This window comes from Microbacterium sp. NPDC091676 (genome assembly GCF_044756645.1).
Lineage (GTDB): Bacteria > Actinomycetota > Actinomycetes > Actinomycetales > Microbacteriaceae > Microbacterium > Microbacterium paraoxydans_D.
The window spans coordinates 638,279-657,229 of record NZ_JBIVTI010000001.1; the positions used below are offsets into that span (position 1 = coordinate 638,279).

An 18,951-nucleotide genomic window follows, 5' to 3' on the forward strand; every position below is an offset into this window, starting at 1 on the left:
TCGTCGGGGTGTTCTGGAAATTCTATCGGGAGCGGGCTCCCGTCCCGTGCAGGCGCTCAGGCGGTGACGAGCGTGCCGATGGGCTCGCCCAGGAGCGCGCGGGTGACATTGCCCGCCGGCTCCATGCCGAAGACGCGCATGTCCATGTTGTTGTCCATGCACAGGCTGAACGCCGTCGAGTCGACGACCTTGAGCCCCTGCTGCAGCGCATCGCGATAGGTCACCCGGTCGATGCGCTCCGCGTCGGCGTGCTTGTTCGGGTCGGCGGTGTAGATCGCGTCGACGCCGTTCTTGGCGACGAGCACCTCCTGCGCCCCGATCTCCAGCGCGCGCTGCGCGGCGACCGTGTCGGTGGAGAAGTACGGCAGACCTGCCCCGGCGCCGAAGATCACGACGCGGCCCTTCTCCATGTGGCGCTCCGCGCGCCGCGGGATGTAGGGCTCGGCGACCTGGGTCATCGAGATCGCCGACTGCACGCGCGTCGCGGCGCCCGCCTGCTCCAGGAAGTCCTGCAGCGCGAGCGCGTTCATCACGGTGCCGAGCATGCCCATGTAGTCGGCGCGCCCGCGGTCCATACCCCGCTGGCTGAGCTCCGCCCCGCGGAAGAAGTTGCCGCCGCCGACGACGACGGCCACTTCGACCCGGTCGACCGCAGCGGCGATCTCACGCGCCATCTGGCTGACCACGTCGGGGTTGACGCCGAGCTGCCCGGCGCCGAACGCCTCTCCGGAGAGCTTGAGGAGGACGCGGCGGCGTCCGGTGCGTTCAGTCATGGGGGATGTCCTCTCGTCCCGATTCAAGATAGTGCCTGGTGGGCATGAAGAAGGGGTTCGGATCGAGCGATCCGAACCCCTTCGACAGTGCTACGCGCCGACCTTGAAGCGCGCGAAGTCCGTCACGGTGATACCGGCGTCCTTCGCCACCTGGGCGACGGAGAGCTTGTTGTCCTTCGCGTAGTCCTGCTCGAGCAGGGCGACCTGCTTGATGAACGCGGCGACACGGCCCTCGACGATCTTCGGCAGGGCGGCCTCGGGCTTGCCCTCGTTGCGGGAGATCTCAGTGACGATCTCGCGCTCCTTCTCGACCGCGTCCGCCGGCACGTCCTCGCGGGACAGGTACGACGGGTTGGCGAACGAGATGTGCTGGGCGATGCTGCGCGCGGTCGCGGCGTCGTCACCCGTGTAGGCGACGACGACGCCGATCTGCGGCGGCAGGTCCTTGCTCGTGCGGTGCAGGTAGACCTCGACGCTGTCACCGGTGACGGTGCGCACGCGACGGAGCTCGACCTTCTCGCCGATGATGGCGGCCTCTTCCGAGATGAGCTGCTCGACGGTCTTGTCGCCCGCCGGGGCGGCCAGGGCGGCCTCGACCGAGTCGGCCTTCACGGCGGCGACGGCGTCGGCGACCTTGTCGGCCAGCGCGATGAAGCGCTCGTTCTTGGCGACGAAGTCGGTCTCGCAGGCGAGCTCGACGAGCGTCACGGCGCCGTCCTGCTCGCGAGCGACGACGAGGCCCTCGCTGGTCGAACGGTCGGCGCGCTTGGCGTTGCCCTTCGCACCCTTCAGGCGCAGGATCTCGGTGGCCTTCTCGACGTCGCCGTCAGCCTCCTCGAGCGCCTTCTTGGTGTCGACCATTCCCGTGCCGAGCTGCTCACGCAGCGCCTTGAGGTCGGCGATGGTGAAGTTGGCCATGTGTGGTGGCTCCTTGCTTCGTTGTGTGGGTGTACGAGGGATTACTTGGCGTCTGCGGCCTCGGCGGCGGCGACCTCGGCGGTCTCCTCACCGGAAGCGGCGGCGATCGCCTCGTCGTGCGCCTGGGCACCCGCCTCGTCGGCGGCGGTGGCGTCGGCGGCCGGGGTCTCGACGACAGCGGCCTCGTCGTCCGCGGTCACGACCTCGGCGGCGTCAGCGGACTCCTGCACGGGAGCCTCGAGAAGCTCCTTCTCCCACTCGGCCAGCGGCTCGGCGTCGCCCGACTCCGGGTTGTGCTTCTGCTGCAGGCCCTCGGCGGCGGCGTCGGCGATGATGCGCGTCAGCAGCGACACCGAACGGATGGCGTCGTCGTTGCCGGGGATCGGGTACTGGAAGTCGTCCGGGTCGGCGTTGGTGTCGAGGATGCCGATCACCGGGATGCCGAGCTTCTTGGCCTCGTCGATGGCGAGGTGCTCACGCTTGGCGTCGACCACCCAGAGGGCGGACGGCGTCTTCGTGAGGTTGCGGATACCGCCCAGCGACTTGTGGAGCTTGTCCAGCTCGCGCTTCTTGAGCAGCAGCTCCTTCTTCGTGAAGCCGGAGGCGGACGGGTTCTCGTAGTCGAGCTCCTCGAGCTCCTTCATGCGGGCGAGACGCTTCGCGATGGTGGAGAAGTTGGTGAGGAGGCCGCCGAGCCAGCGCTGGTTCACGTAGGGCTGGCCGACACGCGTGGCCTGCTCCGCGAGGATCTCCTGCGCCTGCTTCTTGGTGCCGACGAAGAGGATCGTGCCGCCGTGCGCCACGGTCTCCTTGACGAAGTCGTACGCCTTGTCGATGTAGCCGAGCGACTGCTGGAGGTCGATGATGTGGATGCCGCTGCGCTCGGTGAGGATGAAGCGCTTCACCTTCGGGTTCCACCGACGGGTCTGGTGTCCGAAGTGCACGCCGCTGTCGAGCAGCTGGCGGATGGTGACCACAGCCATGGTCGTCTCCTGATTCTGGCGCGGGGCGCCGTTGAGGTTGTCATGCCGACCGGACGGTCGGACATCCTGGTGCCCGGCCCACCCCCACCCGTCCAAGACGGGACCTGCGGGAGCGGATGCCACGACGGAGTCGCTCTGGGCACGCGTAGTCACCCCGAGATCGAGGTGCTCGTCCAGCATACAGGAACATGCGACGCCAGCTCTTCCTCCACAGCGGCGCGATCCTCGGCCTTCTCCCCTGGCACCGACCTCGGCGGAGAGAGCCCACGCCGCCGCCCCGCACCCGTCGCGCACACTCGCGAGATGACTCCTCCGTCCCGTCCTCAGCCTCGCTCTCGCCGGCACCGCTCTCCGGCCTTCCGGGTGGCGATCACCGCCGTGCTCGCCGCAGTCGTCCTGCTGTGCGGGGGCGCTCCGTTCGCGCCGTCTCCCCTCGCGCGAGCGGCGTCGGCTGCACACGGCCTCGCGCCCGTGCCCTCGGAGTTCGTCTCCGACGTCCCCTGGCAGTGGCCCGTCGACGGGCCGCGCCGTGTGAGCGTCGCCTACCGTGCGCCGGCGCACGCCTACGGCCCCGGACACCGCGGGATGGACGTCGCCGCGGGTGCGAGCGGCTCCGTGGTCGCCCCGGCGGAGGGAGTCGTCGCGTTCCAGGGCGTCGTCGTCGATCGTCCGCTGCTCACGATCCGACACGCGGATGGCCTCGTGAGCACGTTCGAGCCGGTGGAGTCTCCCTTGCATCCGGGAGACGTGGTCCACCGTGGCCAGAACATCGGCCGGATCGCCACGGGCGGTCACGCTTTCCCCGACTCGCTGCATGTCGGCGTGCGACGCGACGGCGAGTACATCAACCCGATGCTCCTGTTCGGCGGTCTCCTGCGTGCGCGCCTCCTGCCCTGCTGCGACGGATGACCCGGCAGGCGGGCTCCGCGCTCAGGCCCGGGGGTGCGCGAGGCGATACGTCGCCGTCAGCCGCTCCGCCGACACGTGCGTGTAGATCTGCGTGGTCCCCAGGCTCGCGTGCCCGAGGATCTCCTGCACCGCACGGAGATCCGCACCGCCGTCCAGCAGATGGGTCGCCGCCGTGTGGCGGAGGGCGTGCGGCCCGACGGTCTCCGCGCCGACGACGGGTGCGAGCGCACGGGCGACCACCTCATAGACCGTCCGCGGACCGACGCGCCCACCGCGACTGCCGAGGAAGACGGCGGGCGAGGCGGCGCCGGACCGTGCGAGGAGAGCTGGTCGAGCGCGACGCAGGTACGCGGTGAGCGCGTCCCGCGCCGGAGCGCCGAACGGGACGACGCGCTCCTTGTCGCCCTTGCCCCGCACGCGGGCCGTCCCCCGATCGAGATCCAGGTCGTCGATGTCGAGGCCGCAGAGTTCGGAGACGCGCACCGCGGCGCCGTAGAGGAGCTCCAGCACCGCGTGATCGCGGAGGGCCGCGGGATCGCCCGAGGCCGCCGCCTGCCGATGTCGCTCCAGCAGCTCCGACATCGCGTCCTTCGATGCCACCGTCGGCAGCGTCCTCGCGCGCTTCGGCGCCACGAGCCGCAGGCTGGGGTCGACGGGGACGATGTCCTGCTCGCGCGCCCACCCGAAGAACGCCCGCGCCGTGGCTGCGCGTCGGGCCAGCGTCGCCCGGGCGTCGCCGCGCTGGGTCGCCTGCCAGAGCCATTCGCGCAGCATCTCGAGGTCGATCAGGTCGACCGGGCCGCCCCCGACGCTCGCCCCGAGGTCTCGCAGATCGGAGCGGTACGCCTTCACGGTCGCCGGAGAGAGCCGACGCACCTTCTCGAGGTGGTCGGCGAACGCCTCGACAGCGACCGCGAAGTCCATGACCCCCAGCCTGCCGCTCCCCCGCCTTCAGAGCGACGCGCCCCGCCGGGAGCCTGCCTACGACGTGCGTGCCGCGCCCACGCCACGCCAGCCGTCGCCGTCGCGCCGCGCGAGCCCATCGAGATCGAGAAGGCCGAGTACGGCGCGGGTCCGCTCGACGGTGAGATCAGCGCGCTGTGCGAGCTCCGCCTCCGTGCGAGCGGTTCGGGTGCCGAGCGCACGGAGGAGCACGACCCGCGCCTCGTCCGTCGCATCGCGTCCCCGCTGCGACCGTGCGCCGGCCGGGAGCATCTCGGCCACCTCCGACGCGGAGGTGACGCACACCGCGTCGTATTCGCGCAGCAGCCGGTGACAGCCGGCCGAGGACGCGGACGTCACCGGACCGGGCACCGCGCCGAGCGGCCTGCCCAGAGTCGCCGCATGCCCCGCCGTGTTGAGGGAGCCGCTGCGCCAGCCCGCCTCCACGACCACGGTGGCCTGCCCCAGCGCCGCGATCAGTCGATTGCGCGCGAGGAAGCGCCACCGCGTCGGGGCCGTCCCGCACGGCACCTCGCTGACGACGACCCCGTCGACCGCGATCCGGGCCAGGAGGTTACGGTGACCGGCGGGGTACGGGCGGTCGACTCCTCCGGCGAGGACCGCGATCGTCCCCCCGCCGACCGTCAACGCGGCGCGGTGCGCTGCGCCGTCGATGCCGTACGCGCCGCCGGACACGACCGCCGTCTCCCCGACAGCGAGGTCTCCGGCGATGTCGGCGGCGACCCGCTCGCCGTAGGCGGTGGCCGCCCTCGCCCCGACGATGGCGACACGCGCGGCGCTCGTCAGGAGTTCGGCGCGTCCTCGCACCCACAGAACCATCGGCGCCTCCGCATCGAGGTCGTCGACGGACAGCGGCCAGTCGGGGTCTCCGGGAAGCAGCAGATTCGCACACGCCTTCTGCGCGCCGCGGAGGGCGCCGATCACCGCCCCCGGATCGGCCCGCTGCCGCCAGCGGGCGCGCGCGTCATCGAGGGCGCGCCGTGCCCCCACCGCTCGGACCAGCGGCCACGACCGTCCCGCCCCGTCCAGCGCGAAGCGCAGCCCGTCGGCCGGTCCGAACTCGCGCACGAGGGTCGCGGCGACGGCGTCCCCGGGGTCGGCGATGACGGACCAGGCGACCCGCGCCAGCGCCTCCGTCACCTCCTCTGTTCCGCGCACGCCCCGCGCCGCGTCGAGCGCATCCTTCTGGGAGAGGAGTCCGTCGATCACCGCGCCACCCCCGTCCGCAGGAGGAGCGCCCGTCCGACCTCGTCCGTGCCGGGGCTGTCCCGTGCGGCCAGGTCGGCCATGGTCCACGCCACCCGGAGGACGCGGTCGTAACCACGGAGTGTCAACGCGCCGCGTTCCAAGGCCCGATCGAGCCCCGCCCGCACGTCCGGCGGGAGACGGTAGCCGCCGTGGCGAAGCACGGTGCCGGGGATCTCCGCGTTCCGACGCCACGGCGTACCGCGCCAGCGACGCTCCGCCCGTGTGCGCGCAGCGCCGACGCGGTTCCGGGCCTCGGCGGTCGTCACACCGGACCGTTCCCCCGTCAGCGAGCGCGACGCCGCGACGCGGGTGACCGGAAGATCGATGTCGAGCCGATCGCGCAACGGTCCGGAGAGCCGCGTGGCATAGCGTCGCAGCGCATGAGGAGGGCAGATGCAATCGCCATCACGGACGCCCCGGTTGCCGCAGGGACACGGATTCATCGCCAGGAGCAGCTGGAAGCGCGCCGGGAACCGCACCACGAAGCCCGAGCGATGCACATCGACGAACCCCGTCTCGAGCGGCTGACGGAGCGCGTCCAGGGCCACCCGCGGGAACTCCGCCGCCTCGTCCAGGAAGAGGACGCCCCGATGCGCCCGGGCGACCGCGCCGGGACGCGCGGTCCGCGATCCGCCTCCCACCATCGCCGCCACCGACGCGCTGTGGTGCGGGCTCACGAGCGGAGGCTGGTGGTCGAGTCCGGTCACGGCCTCGCCGCAGAGCGAGCGGACCGAGGCCACCTCGATCGCCTCCTGCGCGGTCAGCGGCGGCATGATGCCGGGCAGGCGCCCCGCGAGCATGGTCTTCCCTGCTCCCGGCGGACCGCTCAAGAGCATGTTGTGGCCACCGGCGGCCGCGACGATGAGCGCCTCGACGGCCTCCTCCTGCCCGACGACGTCGCTCAGGTCGCGCTCGTCCGCCTTCTCCTCCGGCGGCTGCGGCCCCGGAACCGGCTCGACATCGGGCACCTCGACCTCCGCGCCGTGCCAGGCGGCGACCTCCGCGAGGGACGCGGCGGCACGCACCTCCACGCCGGCGACGAGAACCGCCTCGGCCGCATTGCCGTGCGGCACGATGACGCGGTCGAAGCCGGCACGAGCGGCGGCGAAGACGGCCGGCAGCACGCCCCGCACGGGACGCAGCCGCCCGTCCAGCCCGAGTTCTCCCAGATGCACGGTCTGCCGGACAGCACGACGGGCGATCACGTCGCCAGCGGCGAGGCAGGCCACCGCGATCGCCAGGTCGAAAGCGGCTCCGTGCTTCGGCAGACTCGCGGGCGAGAGGTTGACGGTCAGCCGTCGCCGCGGCAGCGGGAGGCCGGAGTTCTCGCAGGCGTTGTGCACGCGCTGCACGGCCTCACCCAGGGACTTGTCCGGGAGCCCGATGATCCGGAACTCCGGCGTCTGCGCGGAGAGGTCGGCCTCGACCTCGACGACATGCCCCTCGGCTCCGGTGAGCGCCACGGACCAGGTTCGCGCCGTGCTCATGCGATGTCCTCGAGGTGCTCGATCGAAGCCGTCGCCGGGGAGGCGCCGATGATGCCGACCGCTTCCACCCGGAGGGTCCGCCCGCGGGCCAGCTCGGGATGTGCCGCACGCCAGGCGTAGGCGAGTCGCCACAGCCGGCGCCGCTTGCGGTCGTCGATCGCATCGAACGGGTGCCCGAACGCCGCTGACCGCCGTGTCTTGACCTCGACCGCCGCGACATGGGGGCCGATGATCGCGACGATGTCCAGCTCCCCCTGGGGACACCGCCAGTTGCGGTCGACGATCCGATACCCGCGCTTCGTCAGATAGTCCGCTGCCTGCTGCTCCCCGGCTCGCCCGAGGTCGTCTTTCGCTGCCATCCCGACAGGATGGACGTCAGCTCCCGGTCACCGCCGCGGTCCCGCGCGAACGGTCCAGAGGCTATGGAAACGACGAAGAATGTCACCGCTGTGCAGGAACCGCGCGCCGCGTCACTCTCCGTCGAGGGAGAGCTCCTGCGGCAGTTCGAACTCGCGGCGCTGCAGCTCCTCGACGTTCACGTCCTTGAACGTGAGCACCCGGACGGCCTTCACGAAGCGGTCGGCCCGGTAGATGTCCCACACCCAGACGTCGCTCATGGAGATCTCGAAGTAGAAGTCGTGCTCGGTGTCCCGCCGCACGACGTTGACCTCGTTGGCCAGGTAGAAGCGACGCTCGGTCTCCACGACGTACTGGAACTGAGAGACGACGTCGCGGTACTCGCGGAACAGCGCGAGCTCGAGCTCGCGGTCGTAGTCGTCGAAGGCTTCCTCATCCATGATGAGTCCATCCTATGGTCGGCGGGCGCCGGTCGCGGCATCCCGGGCGTGACGGCTCAGAAGAGCGTCGGCGCGTCGGCGATCGCCCACGACGACCGGTGGAACGGCGAGAGGCCGAACGAGCGGATCGCCTCCCGGTGCTCCGGACTCGCGTACCCCTTGTTGCGATCCCACTGGTAGTCGCGATGGTCCTCGTGCAGCTCCGCCATGAGACCGTCTCTCGCGACCTTCGCGATCACCGACGCCGCGGACACCGAGGCGCAGTCTCGGTCGGCCTTGATGACGGGGTGCACCCGCAGCGGCACCGGATGCACACGCGAGACGTAGTCGTGATTGCCGTCGAGCAGGACCAGGGCGTTCTCCACCGTCGCGCCCTGTGCGACCACCGCCTCCACGGCTCGCGAGGCGGCGAGACCCAGGGCCCGCATGATCCCGACCTCGTCGACCTCCGCCGCGGTCGCCCAGCCGACGGCCGAGGCCTGCACCCAGGCGGCGGCGCGGGCGGCCACATCCGGGCGCCGGCGCTCGGGGACCAGCTTCGAGTCGCGCAGGCCGTCCGGAACCCGGCGGCGGGCACCCTGGGCGTCCATGACCGCTGCTCCGACGGCCACCGGTCCCGCCAGTGCGCCGCGACCGACCTCATCGAGGGCGATGATGAGGTCGCACTCCCCCAGGAGCTTCCGCTCCAGGGTCAGTCGTGGCGTGATGACGGTCATTCGGGATCCGGCACTCCGGTGAAGATGTCGTGGTGGCTGTCGATCGGTCCGAACCGGTCGAGCGGCCAGGTCGTCAGGAACGCCCTGCCCACGATGTTGGAGACGGGGACGAAACCGCCGCTGGGCAGCTCCTGGTGTGCGCGGGCGTCGCGGGAGCGGTCCCGGTTGTCGCCGAGGAGCCACACCGAGTCCTCCGGCACCACGACGTCGAACGGCTCGTTGGAGGCCGCGGTGTCCCCCTCGGGAAGGTTCAGGTAGCTCAGCTCGTCGATCGGGGCGCCGTTGATCGTGATCTGTCCGAGCGCGTTGCAGCATACCACATGGTCGCCCTCGACGCCGATCACGCGCTTGACGAGGTGATCCTGGGTGTCGGTGGCCGAGATGCCCACGAAGGTGAGCACCCAGTCGACGGCCTTGATCAGCGGCGGCTGCGCCGGCGCCTGCGGCATGGGGTCGAGCCACCCGCCCGGATCCTTGAAGACGACGATGTCGCCGCGCTCGTAGCCGGTCCATCGCGGGGTCAGCTCGTCGACGAGGATGCGGTCGTCGATCAGCAGCGTCCGCTCCATCGAGGCCGACGGGATGTAGAACGAGCGCACGACGAACGTCTTGATGACGAAGGACACCAGCGCGGCGATGACGACGATGACCAGCACGTCGCGGAGGAAGACCAGGAACCCGCGCCGCCGTCGTGTCGGGCGTGCGGACGGAGAGTCAGTCATCTGGTTCCTTCTCGAAGAATGCACCGCGAGCGCACGGCAGTATCAAGGTTCGCACACCGGGGGGAGAACGAAAGCACCCCGGGACATCGTGTCCCGGGGTGCTGTGAAGAAGCTTCGCGTCAGTTGTTGACGCGCTTCTCCTTGATCTTCGCCTTCTTGCCGCGGAGCTCGCGCAGGTAGTAGAGCTTGGCGCGACGCACGTCACCGCGGGTGACGACCTCGATGTGGTCGATCACCGGGGAGTGCACGGGGAAGGTACGCTCGACACCCACCTGGAAGCTGATCTTCCGGACGGTGAAGGTCTCGCGGACGCTGTCGCCCTGGCGGCCGATGACGACGCCCTGGAAGACCTGGATACGGGAGCGGTTGCCCTCGGTGATGTTGACGTGCACCTTGACGGTGTCACCGGGGAAGAACTCGGGGATGTCGGAACGGAGCGAAGCCGCGTCGACGGCGTCGAGGATCTGCATGATCGTCTCTCTCTGCACTCGCCTCAGGTCGGATGCACGGATTAGGAAGGAACAAGAATGGGAGTGTGCCGAACGGCGCTGACGCGTCCGCGGGCTCCCCTGGGGCAGAGCCGGTCACGGCACAAACAACCATTCTGCCACGGATGACAGGCCCGACCAAAACGACAGGTCAGAGCCGGTCGTCGGTCTCCCGCACCACGATCACCTCGTGCACGCTCGTCTGCGGGGCCTCGGTGCGCGGCGGCGTCATCGTCGACCAGGAGATGGTCTCGCGGATCCGCGTCCCGCTCCCCCGCGCCTCGTTCCAGAGCTGCCACAGCTGCAGCCAGACCAGGGCGATGCCGACGACGATGGCGGCCGCGAGCAGCCAGCCGAAGACCCCGTCGATGAAGAAGCCGACCGCGATCGTGAGCGCGTGCCAGAGCCCGAACCCGGCGACGTCCCACCACGACACGGCGCGTTCGGCGCGGACGGACGGGCGGGAGCGGGTCAGCAGCGTGAGCAGGAGCTGTCCCACGAAGACCGAGGGCATCGCGATGAGCAGCACCCAGAGGATCGACCAGCCGCCCTGGAAGACGGCCCAGCCGATGAGAAGCCACAGCGGTAGGAGGAACGCCGACGGCAGCAGCCAGCGGAAGAAGGCCTGTCGGATCCACATGCTCCGATGCTACGGCGACCGCGCCGGCGCGTCACGGGTGTTCGCTGAGAGCGGCAGGCGCCGGGCACCTGTGCGATCAGGGAGAATGGAGGACGACGAGAGGACACTGATGATCGAACTGCGCACCCCTGCCGAGATCGATGAGATGCGCGCGGCAGGCCGGTTCGTCGCCGAGACGCTGGCGACCCTGCGCGACGAGACGAAGGTCGGCACCAACCTCCTGGCGATCGACCGCCGGGCCCACGACATGATCCGCAAGGCCGGCGCCGAGTCCTGCTACATCGACTACCACCCCTCCTTCGGGGCGAGCCCCTTCGGCAAGGTCATCTGCACCTCGGTGAACGACGCCGTGCTGCACGGCCTCCCGCACGACTACACGCTCCGGGACGGCGACCTCGTCACCCTCGACTTCGCCGTGTCCGTCGACGGCTGGGTCGCGGACTCCGCGGTCTCCTTCGTCGTGGGCACGCCGAAGGAGGAGGACCTGCGCCTCATCGACACCACGGAGCGCGCGCTGGCCGCCGCGATCGAGACCTCGGTGGTCGGCAAGCGCATCGGCGACATCTCCGCCGCCATCGCCGACGTCGCGCACGGCGAGGGGTACTCCATCAACACCGACTTCGGCGGTCACGGCGTGGGCCGCACGATGCACGGCGACCCTCATGTGGCGAACGACGGCCGCGCAGGACGCGGTTTCCCGCTCCGAGCCGGCCTCGTGCTCGCCCTGGAGCCGTGGTTCCTCGCGACGACGGACGAGCTGATCACCGACCCCGACGGGTGGACGCTGCGCAGCGCGGACGGCTCCCGCGGCGCGCACTCCGAGCACACCATCGCCATCACCGAGGACGGACCGATCATCCTGACGGATCGCTCGTTCCTCGGCGTCGACTGACTCCGGCAGCGGGGCCGGCGCGCTCCCAGGGCGCGACCGGCCCCGGCACGACGACGAACAGCGGGTGCGCCGTCGGGAGTTGCACAGACCCGTGACGGGTGAGCACCTCCGGACTGCGCTCGGCGAGCTTCGCCCGCAGATGCTCCCACTCCCGCGCGAGCTGACCCGTGGTGACCGGGATCGTCGGCACCGCCGACTCCGCCCGCTGGATCCGCGTCCGGTCGAAACGATAGCCGCGGGCGTCCGCCTCGTCGGCGACGCCCCTCAGGTACGCACCCACGGCGGCCACCGGATCGGCCGACGCCCGGAAGCGCTCGAGCTGCGGGTGCCGCTGATACCCCTTCGTGGCGTCGACGAGCACCGCCTGGGCGAGGAGCGTCTCCCGCCAGCAGGCGACGAGCCCCTGACGGTCGAGGTACTCGGGGTGCAGCGACCAGATCCTCATGCCCGGCGGTAGCGGAACACGTCGGTGAGGTGGGGCAGATCGAACTCCGCCTCTCCCCGCGTCTCGTCGGCGCCGTCCAGCACCGCCTCCAGGCTCGCCGCCATCGCCTCGCGCTCGGCATCGTCCGCTACGAGGAAGCTGCTCACCGTGCCCCACCGTCGGAGGTAGTCCTCGCGGGTGATCCGCTCCGTCCAGCGCACCTCCTCGTGGACCTCCAGCACAAAGCCGGGGAGCTCCGCGGCCGATGCGGAGGTATCGTCGTCGGCGCCGACCGCGGGATGGGCCACCCGGTGACACGCGAGATCCCACGCACAGGCGGGGTCGGCGCGATTCCACAGCAGCCCGAGCGTGCCGTGAGGGACGAGCGTGCGGGCGATCGCAGCCGCAGCCGCGTCCCGATCGAACCAGTGGAACGCCTGAGCGACGCTGACGGCATCGACGGAGCCGTCCGGCACGGGGATGCTCTCCGCGGTCCCCGGCCGCGCGTCGACCGTCGGCAACGTCCGCACGAGCACGGCGAGCATCGGCGCGGAAGGCTCGACCGCGATCACCCGCGCCGCGCGCGCGACGAGCAGACCCGTGAACTTCCCGGTGCCGGCGCCGAGGTCGAGCGCCGTGGCCACCCGGTCCGGAACGATGATGTCGGCCGCACGCTCCGGGAACCCCGGTCGGTAGCGGTCGTACTCCTCGCCGATGCCCTCGAACGATCGCGCGCGTGTCACATCCACCATGACTCGACGCTAACAGCCGTCGTCGCGGCGGATGGCCGCGGTCGGGTCAGCCGTCGGTCGACGCGTCCGGGAGCAGGTCAGGGCGTCGCAGGCGGGTGCGGACGAGCTGCTGCTCGCGACGCCATGCCGCGATCGCACCGTGGTTGCCGCTGAGGAGCACATCGGGGACCGCGCGCTCCCGCCACACCGAGGGCTTCGTATACGACGGGTACTCGAGGAGGCCGTCCTCGTGCGACTCCTCGACCAGGCTCTCCGGATTGCCGACGACACCCGGGATCAGACGGCCGATGGCCTCGATCATCGCCATCGTCGCCACCTCGCCGCCGTTGAGGACGTAGTCGCCGAGGCTCAGCAACCGCACCTCGCCACGCTCGGCGGCGTACTCGAAGACGCGCTCGTCGATGCCCTCGTAGCGGCCGCAGCCGAACACGAGATGGTCGCGCCCCGCGAGCTCCCGCGCGGTCGCCTGGGTGAACACCTCGCCCGCCGGCGAGGGGAAGATGATGGTCGGCGCAGGGGTGGCGTCCGCCGTGAGCTCATCGAGCGCGAGACCCCACGGCTCCGGCTTCATGACCATGCCCGCTCCCCCGCCGTACGGGGTGTCGTCGACGGTGCGATGCCGGTCGTGCGTCCAGTCGCGGAGATCGTGCACCTGGAGGTCGAGCAGGCCCGAGCCCCGGGCCTTGCCGAGCAGGGAGAGCGTCAGTCCGTCGAAGTACGAGGGGAAGATGGAGACGACGTCGATGCGCACGGGGGAACCGTATCAGCGGTCACTCGGCGGTGTCGGAGGGAGTGGTCTCGTCCTCCGACTCGGGAAGCTCCTCGAAGAGCCCGGCCGGCGGGGTGACGATGATGCGCCCGGCGCCCACCTCGACGGCGGGGACGATGGCCTCGACGAACGGGACCATCACCTCGTCCGTGCTGCCGGTCGACGTGGGCTTGACGATCAGGAGGTCCTGCGCGGGCAGGTGCTCGACCCGGACCACGCGGCCGATGACCACCTCGTCGCGGACGACGTCCAGACCGACGAGCTGGTGGTCGAACCAGGCGTTGTCCTCGGTCTCGTCCTCGTCCTGGTCCATCCAGAGGATGGCGCGGACGAGGCTCTCGGCGGCGTTCCGGTCGTCCACGTCCTCGAAGAAGACGACGGGGTTCCCGTTCATCACGCGGTACTCGCGGACGACGATCTCCTTGCCGTGCCACGGAGATGCCTCGGGCACCTGCAACGTGAACGCGGCCCCGGGGACGAAGCGCCGCTCCGGGTTGTCGGTGTAGAGCTCGAGCTTCAGGGCGCCCTTGAGCCCGTGGGCCTTGACCAGGCGCCCGACGCGCAGCTGGTTACGGCCCTGGGTGCGGTCCTGCGACACCACGTCAGTCGTCCGCGACATCGACGCGGACGCGACGCCCGTCGGCGAGAGCGCTGACGAGGGTGCGCAGGGCCTTGGCCGTGCGGCCGCCGCGCCCGATCACGCGACCACGGTCGTCGGGGTGCACACGCACCTCGAGCAGGTCGCCTCGCGGCGACGACGATTCGTGGATGCGCACATCTTCGGGGTGATCGACGATCCCCTTGACGATGTGTTCGAGCGCGGCGGCGAGCACGATGGATTACTCGGCGTCGGCGGCGGGAGCCTCAGCGGCCTCCGCGTCGGCGTCGGCGGCGGGGGCCTCCGCAGCGGGGGCCTCCTCCTTCTTCTCCGCCTTGGGCTTCACGACGGACTTCTTGGAACCGTCGACCTCGAAGGCGGCCTTCGGCTCGGCGACCTTGAGGGTGGACTTGGCGTCCTTGTCTCCCTTGAAGGTGCCCCAGTCGCCCGTGATCTTGAGGATCGCGGTGACCTGCTCGGTCGGCTGCGCGCCGACGGAGAGCCAGTACTGCGCACGCTCGGAGTCGACCTCGATGAACGAGGGCTCCTCGGTGGGGTGGTACTTGCCGATCTCCTCGATCACACGACCGTCGCGCTTGGTGCGCGAGTCGGCGACGACGATGCGGTAGTACGGCGCGCGGATCTTGCCCATGCGCTTGAGACGAATCTTGACAGCCACGATTCTCCTGAATGGTGTGGAAGGAAACGAACCGGTCGCCTGGAGCGTGGGGTGCACACCCGGCGGAAGCTCAAATGAGGAGGACGAGTGCTGGATAGAGGGTCGAGCACGTCGTCCGACCCTCTATTCTGCCAGATGCGCGGGCCGGGTGCGAAACCCGGCGACACGGCGTTGCGGAGCAGGCCCGGCCCCGTGTCAGACTGTCCCCGTGCAGCTCGACTTCGCCGCTTCGGCCCGCTCCACCGTCGGTCTCGAGTGGGAGATCATGCTCGCCGATCCCGAGACCGGTGATCTCGTCGGCCGCGCGCCGGAACTCCTCGCCGCACTGGAGGCGGCGAGCGAGGACGAACGCCACACCGTCACCGGCGAGCTCCTCACCAACACCATCGAGGTGACCAGCGGGATCGGCGACTCCGTGGCCCACGCCGTCGACGACATCGCCAACGCGATCGCGGCGGTGCGGTCAGCCACCGACCCTGCAGGGATCGAGCTGCTCTCCGCCGGAAGCCATCCGTTCGCCCAGTGGTACGACCAGTCGGTGACCGACAAGACGCGCTATCACAGCCTCATCGAGCGCACCCAGTGGTGGGGGCGCAACATGATGATCTGGGGCATCCACGTGCACGTGGGCGTCGACGAGCAGCGCAAGGTCTTCCCCATCATCAACGCGCTGTCGGCCTATCTCCCCCACCTGCAGGCGCTGTCGGCGTCCAGCCCGTTCTGGGCCGGGGAGCGCACGGGGTACGCCTCGAATCGCGCTCTCGTCTTCCAGCAGCTGCCGACCGCGGGCCTGCCCTGGCCGCTGCGCGACTGGTCGGAGTTCGAGCGCTACCTGGACGACATGGTCCGCACTGGAGTCATGGCCGACGCCACGGAGGTGCGCTGGGACATCCGTCCCGCTCCGCGCTGGGGCACGATCGAGGTCCGGGCGTGCGACGGCCTGTCCACCCTCTCCGAGATGGCCGCAGTGGCCGCGCTGGTGCAGGTCCTCGTCGAGCACTTCTCCCGGCTCCTGGACGACGGGGCAGCCCTCCCCGACCTTCCCGCGTGGTTCCACCGCGAGAACAAGTGGCGCGCGGCCCGGTACGGCCTCGACGCCCGCGTCATCACCGACACGATCGGCACGCAGCGGCCCGTCCGCGAGCACCTCACCGAGAAGATCGAGGAGCTCGCCCCGGTGGCCGTCGAACTCGGGTGCGTGCGGGAGCTCGGCAGCATCGCGTCGATCCTCGACGGCGGGGCGAGCTACGCCCGTCAGCTCGCGGTCGCCGACGCCACGGACGGCGATCTCCGCGCGGTCGTCCAGCACCTCATCCGCGAGTTCCGGACCGGGCCGCAGTCGTCCATCGAAGGCGAGTGATCCCCGCGCCGCTCAGTCCTCGACGAGGCGGCGTGCGAGGCCTTCGTCCAGCACGACGTCGGTGATGAGCTCGGCGGCGATCGCCGCGCGCAGGCTCGCGAGCTTGGGGACTCCGGAGACGACGCACACGCGTCGGGGCACGCGGCGCAGCCGGTCGAGCCCCGGACCCGTCGCCCGCGCGTTGAGCCGGATGTCCCTCCAGGATCCGTCGGCACGGAAGAAGACCGTGGCCACGTCGCCGATCGCGTGGTCCTCCCGCAGGCTGCGGTAGTCCTCGCGGCCGAGGTACCCACCGACGTAGACGCGGCTGGGCACCTCCGCCGCCGGCGAGCCGAGACTGAACACGGCGATGTCCATCTTCGCCTGCAGGTCGAGCACGCGGCGGGTGCTGCGCTCGCGCCACATCGCCTCCCGGGTGGCGGGGTCGTCGAAGAACGCCGGGACGGGGAACTGCTGCACCTGCGCCCCGAACGCGCTGCCGAAGCGCTGCAGGATGTCGCTGGAGTACTCCACGCCGCTGGTCTGGGTGTTGCCCGCACCGTTGAGCTGCACGAACGTCGTGTTGTGGGTCTCCTTCTGCGTGAGACCGCGACTGACGGCACTGATGGTCGATCCCCAGGCCACGCCGACGATCATGTTCGAGTCCACGAACTGGGAGAGGAGCCGACCCGCGGTCAACGCCACACGCTCCAGGCGCTCGACCTCGCTCACGATCTCGGCCATCGGCACCACGTGCGCCACCACCCGATGCCGGTCCCTGATGCGCTGCTCGAGCATGCCGAGACGCTCCAACGGCGAGTTGATGCGGATGTCGACGAGGCCGCTCTCCCGCGCGAAGCTGAGCAGTCGCGACACGGAGGATCGCGAGGTGCCGAGCTCCTGTGCGATGACCTCCATGGTCTTGTCCTGCATGTAGTAGAGCTGTGCGGCGGTGAGCGCGGCGATCAGCTTCCCGTCGCGCGACGGCGCTGCGGATCCGGACACGTTGACCTCCTCTCCCTCGATCCTTGCACATATGTGCAGCGAGCTTGCGCGCGACGTCACGGAGGTCGATGCTGGTGGCAAGCAAGGAAGAGAGGGTCGACGATGATCGATTCCACCCACACGTCCCCGGAGCGGGACGCGGTCCGCGCGCTCCGTGAATCCGGACGCACCAGTGTCCTCGTCATCGGCGGCGGCATCAACGGCATCTCCACGTTCCGCGACCTGGCGTTGCAGGGCGTCGACGTCGTCCTCGTCGAGCGCGGCGACTTCGCCTCCGGCGCCTCCGCCGCGTCGAGCCACATGATCCACGGCGGCATCCGCTACCTGGAGAACGGCGAGTTCCGCCTCGTCCGTGAATCGGTGGAGGAGCGCAACGGTCTGCTCAAGATCGCGCCGCACTACGTCAAGCCGCTGCAGACCACGATCCCGATCTACTCCACGTTCTCGGGCATCCTCTCCGCTCCCCTCCGCTTCCTCACGCACAAGAGCGGGAAGCCGAAGGAGCGCGGCGCCTTCCTCATCAAGGTCGGCCTCACCATCTACGACACGTTCTCGCGCGACGGCGGCACCGTCCCCCGGCACCGCTTCCTCGGCCGCAAGAAGTCCCTGGCCGAGTTGCCGTCGATGGACCCGAAGATCAAGTACACCGCGACGTACTACGACGCGTCGATGCACGACCCCGAGCGCCTCGCACTCGATGTGCTGCAGGACGGCCGCGCGAGCCACCCCGGTGCCGTCGCACTGAACTACGTCGAGGCGATCGGCCGCGATGGCGAGCAGATCACCCTCCGCGACCGGGAGAGCGGCACCGAGTTCACCGTGACCGCGGATGTCGTCGTGAACGCCTCCGGCCCGTGGACCGACCTCACGAACGACGCCCTCGGCACCGACACCCACTTCATGGGCGGCACCAAGGGCTCGCACATCGTGCTCGACCACCCCGAGCTGCTGGAGGCCACGCGGGGACGCGAGATCTTCTTCGAGCACTCCGACGGTCGCATCGTGCTGATCTACCCGCTCAAGGGGCGCGTCCTCGTGGGCACGACGGACATCGACGCCGACCCGCGCGAGGTGCCGGTGTGCACGGAGGAGGAGATCGACTACTTCTTCGACCTCATCCACCACGTGTTCCCGTCGATCTCGGTGACCCGTGAGCAGATCGTCTACAATTTCTCCGGCATCCGTCCGCTCCCCCGCCACGAGGACACCGCTCCCGGCTTCGTCTCCCGCGACTACCGCGTCGAGGTCGACCGCCAGGGCGCCGTCCCGCTGGTGAGCCTCGTGGGCGGCAAGTGGACCACGTTCCGCGCTCTGGGCGAATCGCTCTCCGACACCGTCCTCGGACTCCTCGGCCGCACGCGTACCGTGTCGACCGCAGGCCGCGCGATCGGCGGCGGACGCGAGTTCCCGCGTACCGAGAAGGCCAAGCGGATCTGGATCCAGGAGAACCTCGCCGGCGCGGGTCCCCGGGCCGACCAGCTCCTCGCCCGCTACGGCACCAGGGCGGCAGCCGTCTGGGCGTACGTCGAGCAGGGGGACGACGCGCCCCTCGCCGGCGGCGACCTTTCCACCCGCGAGCTGGAGTGGATGGTGAACGAGGAGATGGTGACTCGTCTGGAGGACGTCATCCTCCGCCGCACGAGCATCGCCTTCACCGGCGGCGCCCGAGCGGAGGTGCTCGACGAGATCGCCGACGCCCTCGCTCCGCTCCTCGGCTGGGACCGCGAGCGTCACGATGCCGAGGTGGAGCAGACGCGGGTGCTGCTCAACGAGCGACACGGACTCCACATCCCGTCCCGCGCCCGCGGCTGACGGGGCCCCGACCACCGCGCCCTCCTCGCGGTGCTAC

General features: G+C 70.4%; 23 protein-coding genes. 4 read left to right on the forward strand and 19 right to left on the reverse strand.

Annotated features, from left to right (window positions below):
- Nucleotides 1-56: 56 nt before the first annotated feature.
- The 3 genes from pyrH to rpsB all read right to left on the reverse strand — a co-directional run bounded on the left by pyrH (nucleotide 57) and on the right by rpsB (nucleotide 2,674).
- Nucleotides 57-773, reverse strand: a complete 717-nt coding sequence (pyrH, locus tag ACIQID_RS03280; protein WP_060922802.1) for a UMP kinase — start codon at nucleotides 771-773, stop codon at nucleotides 57-59.
- 90 nt (nucleotides 774-863) lie between these two features.
- A complete protein-coding gene (gene tsf / locus ACIQID_RS03285) occupies nucleotides 864-1,691 on the reverse strand; it encodes a translation elongation factor Ts (protein WP_025103357.1) in 828 nt (275 codons plus the stop codon).
- A 41-nt stretch (nucleotides 1,692-1,732) separates the two neighbouring features.
- Entirely contained in the window at nucleotides 1,733-2,674 is a 942-nt protein-coding gene (gene rpsB, locus ACIQID_RS03290; protein WP_025103356.1) for a 30S ribosomal protein S2, read from the reverse strand.
- 303 nt (nucleotides 2,675-2,977) lie between these two features.
- On the opposite strand from rpsB, the gene ACIQID_RS03295 reads away from it, so the two are divergent.
- Nucleotides 2,978-3,583, forward strand: a complete 606-nt coding sequence (locus ACIQID_RS03295; RefSeq protein WP_400281943.1) for a murein hydrolase activator EnvC family protein — start codon at nucleotides 2,978-2,980, stop codon at nucleotides 3,581-3,583.
- A 21-nt stretch (nucleotides 3,584-3,604) separates the two neighbouring features.
- Here the strand turns inward: ACIQID_RS03295 and ACIQID_RS03300 are convergent, their stop codons facing one another.
- The 9 genes from ACIQID_RS03300 to ACIQID_RS03340 form a co-directional block, all read right to left on the reverse strand.
- Complete coding sequence (locus ACIQID_RS03300) at nucleotides 3,605-4,507, reverse strand: tyrosine-type recombinase/integrase (protein WP_400281946.1); 903 nt, start codon at nucleotides 4,505-4,507, stop codon at nucleotides 3,605-3,607.
- Nucleotides 4,508-4,564: 57 nt separating this feature from the next.
- Complete coding sequence (dprA, locus tag ACIQID_RS03305; protein ID WP_400281949.1) at nucleotides 4,565-5,755, reverse strand: DNA-processing protein DprA; 1,191 nt, start codon at nucleotides 5,753-5,755, stop codon at nucleotides 4,565-4,567.
- Complete coding sequence (locus ACIQID_RS03310) at nucleotides 5,752-7,281, reverse strand: YifB family Mg chelatase-like AAA ATPase (protein ID WP_400281952.1); 1,530 nt, start codon at nucleotides 7,279-7,281, stop codon at nucleotides 5,752-5,754. Before ACIQID_RS03310 ends, dprA begins: the two co-directional genes overlap by 4 nt.
- Nucleotides 7,278-7,640 (reverse strand): YraN family protein, encoded by a 363-nt coding sequence (locus tag ACIQID_RS03315; RefSeq protein ID WP_312672637.1) that lies wholly within the window; start codon nucleotides 7,638-7,640, stop codon nucleotides 7,278-7,280. The genes ACIQID_RS03310 and ACIQID_RS03315 overlap by 4 nt, the downstream gene beginning before the upstream one ends.
- A 111-nt stretch (nucleotides 7,641-7,751) precedes the next feature.
- Nucleotides 7,752-8,078 carry a DUF2469 family protein gene (locus ACIQID_RS03320; RefSeq protein WP_017204525.1) on the reverse strand — a complete coding sequence of 109 codons (327 nt, stop codon included), beginning with the start codon at nucleotides 8,076-8,078 and terminating at the stop codon, nucleotides 7,752-7,754.
- Between the two features lie 56 nt (nucleotides 8,079-8,134).
- On the reverse strand, nucleotides 8,135-8,794 hold the full coding sequence (locus ACIQID_RS03325) for a ribonuclease HII (RefSeq protein ID WP_400281957.1): 660 nt from the start codon (nucleotides 8,792-8,794) through the stop codon (nucleotides 8,135-8,137).
- Entirely contained in the window at nucleotides 8,791-9,516 is a 726-nt protein-coding gene (gene lepB, locus ACIQID_RS03330) for a signal peptidase I (RefSeq protein ID WP_312672649.1), read from the reverse strand. Before lepB ends, ACIQID_RS03325 begins: the two co-directional genes overlap by 4 nt.
- A gap of 119 nt (nucleotides 9,517-9,635) precedes the next feature.
- Nucleotides 9,636-9,986 (reverse strand): 50S ribosomal protein L19, encoded by a 351-nt coding sequence (gene rplS, locus ACIQID_RS03335; protein WP_025103348.1) that lies wholly within the window; start codon nucleotides 9,984-9,986, stop codon nucleotides 9,636-9,638.
- A gap of 169 nt (nucleotides 9,987-10,155) precedes the next feature.
- Nucleotides 10,156-10,644, reverse strand: coding sequence for an MFS transporter permease (locus ACIQID_RS03340; RefSeq protein ID WP_400281962.1), 489 nt, complete (start codon nucleotides 10,642-10,644; stop codon nucleotides 10,156-10,158).
- Between the two features lie 109 nt (nucleotides 10,645-10,753).
- Between ACIQID_RS03340 and map the strand changes: the two genes are divergently transcribed.
- Nucleotides 10,754-11,536 carry a type I methionyl aminopeptidase gene (gene map, locus ACIQID_RS03345; RefSeq protein ID WP_312672651.1) on the forward strand — a complete coding sequence of 261 codons (783 nt, stop codon included), beginning with the start codon at nucleotides 10,754-10,756 and terminating at the stop codon, nucleotides 11,534-11,536.
- Here map and ACIQID_RS03350 read toward each other — a convergent pair.
- From ACIQID_RS03350 to rpsP, 6 genes are read right to left on the reverse strand one after another with little or no spacing between them, the layout of a single operon-like run.
- Nucleotides 11,499-11,981: a pyrimidine dimer DNA glycosylase/endonuclease V gene (locus ACIQID_RS03350; RefSeq protein WP_400281965.1), complete on the reverse strand. Its 483-nt coding sequence runs from the start codon at nucleotides 11,979-11,981 to the stop codon at nucleotides 11,499-11,501. The two genes, map and ACIQID_RS03350, sit on opposite strands and share 38 nt — an antisense overlap.
- A complete protein-coding gene (locus ACIQID_RS03355; protein WP_400281968.1) occupies nucleotides 11,978-12,712 on the reverse strand; it encodes a class I SAM-dependent methyltransferase in 735 nt (244 codons plus the stop codon). Before ACIQID_RS03355 ends, ACIQID_RS03350 begins: the two co-directional genes overlap by 4 nt.
- A 46-nt stretch (nucleotides 12,713-12,758) precedes the next feature.
- Nucleotides 12,759-13,463 carry a tRNA (guanosine(37)-N1)-methyltransferase TrmD gene (trmD, locus tag ACIQID_RS03360; RefSeq protein WP_400281971.1) on the reverse strand — a complete coding sequence of 235 codons (705 nt, stop codon included), beginning with the start codon at nucleotides 13,461-13,463 and terminating at the stop codon, nucleotides 12,759-12,761.
- A gap of 19 nt (nucleotides 13,464-13,482) precedes the next feature.
- Nucleotides 13,483-14,100 carry a ribosome maturation factor RimM gene (rimM, locus tag ACIQID_RS03365; protein WP_400281974.1) on the reverse strand — a complete coding sequence of 206 codons (618 nt, stop codon included), beginning with the start codon at nucleotides 14,098-14,100 and terminating at the stop codon, nucleotides 13,483-13,485.
- Nucleotides 14,084-14,314 (reverse strand): RNA-binding protein, encoded by a 231-nt coding sequence (locus ACIQID_RS03370; RefSeq protein WP_025103341.1) that lies wholly within the window; start codon nucleotides 14,312-14,314, stop codon nucleotides 14,084-14,086. The genes rimM and ACIQID_RS03370 overlap by 17 nt, the downstream gene beginning before the upstream one ends.
- Nucleotides 14,315-14,320: 6 nt before the next feature.
- On the reverse strand, nucleotides 14,321-14,758 hold the full coding sequence (gene rpsP / locus ACIQID_RS03375) for a 30S ribosomal protein S16 (protein ID WP_331202792.1): 438 nt from the start codon (nucleotides 14,756-14,758) through the stop codon (nucleotides 14,321-14,323).
- A 208-nt stretch (nucleotides 14,759-14,966) separates the two neighbouring features.
- On the opposite strand from rpsP, the gene ACIQID_RS03380 reads away from it, so the two are divergent.
- Nucleotides 14,967-16,118 (forward strand): glutamate--cysteine ligase, encoded by a 1,152-nt coding sequence (locus ACIQID_RS03380; protein ID WP_400281978.1) that lies wholly within the window; start codon nucleotides 14,967-14,969, stop codon nucleotides 16,116-16,118.
- Between the two features lie 12 nt (nucleotides 16,119-16,130).
- Here the strand turns inward: ACIQID_RS03380 and ACIQID_RS03385 are convergent, their stop codons facing one another.
- A complete protein-coding gene (locus tag ACIQID_RS03385) occupies nucleotides 16,131-17,030 on the reverse strand; it encodes a sugar-binding domain-containing protein (RefSeq protein ID WP_312675024.1) in 900 nt (299 codons plus the stop codon).
- Nucleotides 17,031-17,204: 174 nt separating this feature from the next.
- Here ACIQID_RS03385 and ACIQID_RS03390 point away from each other — a divergent pair, with 174 nt between their 5' ends.
- The gene (locus ACIQID_RS03390) at nucleotides 17,205-18,914 is read left to right on the forward strand and encodes an FAD-dependent oxidoreductase (protein WP_400281981.1); all 1,710 of its coding nucleotides are present in this window, start codon (nucleotides 17,205-17,207) and stop codon (nucleotides 18,912-18,914) included.
- The last annotated feature ends 37 nt before the right edge of the window (nucleotides 18,915-18,951 follow it).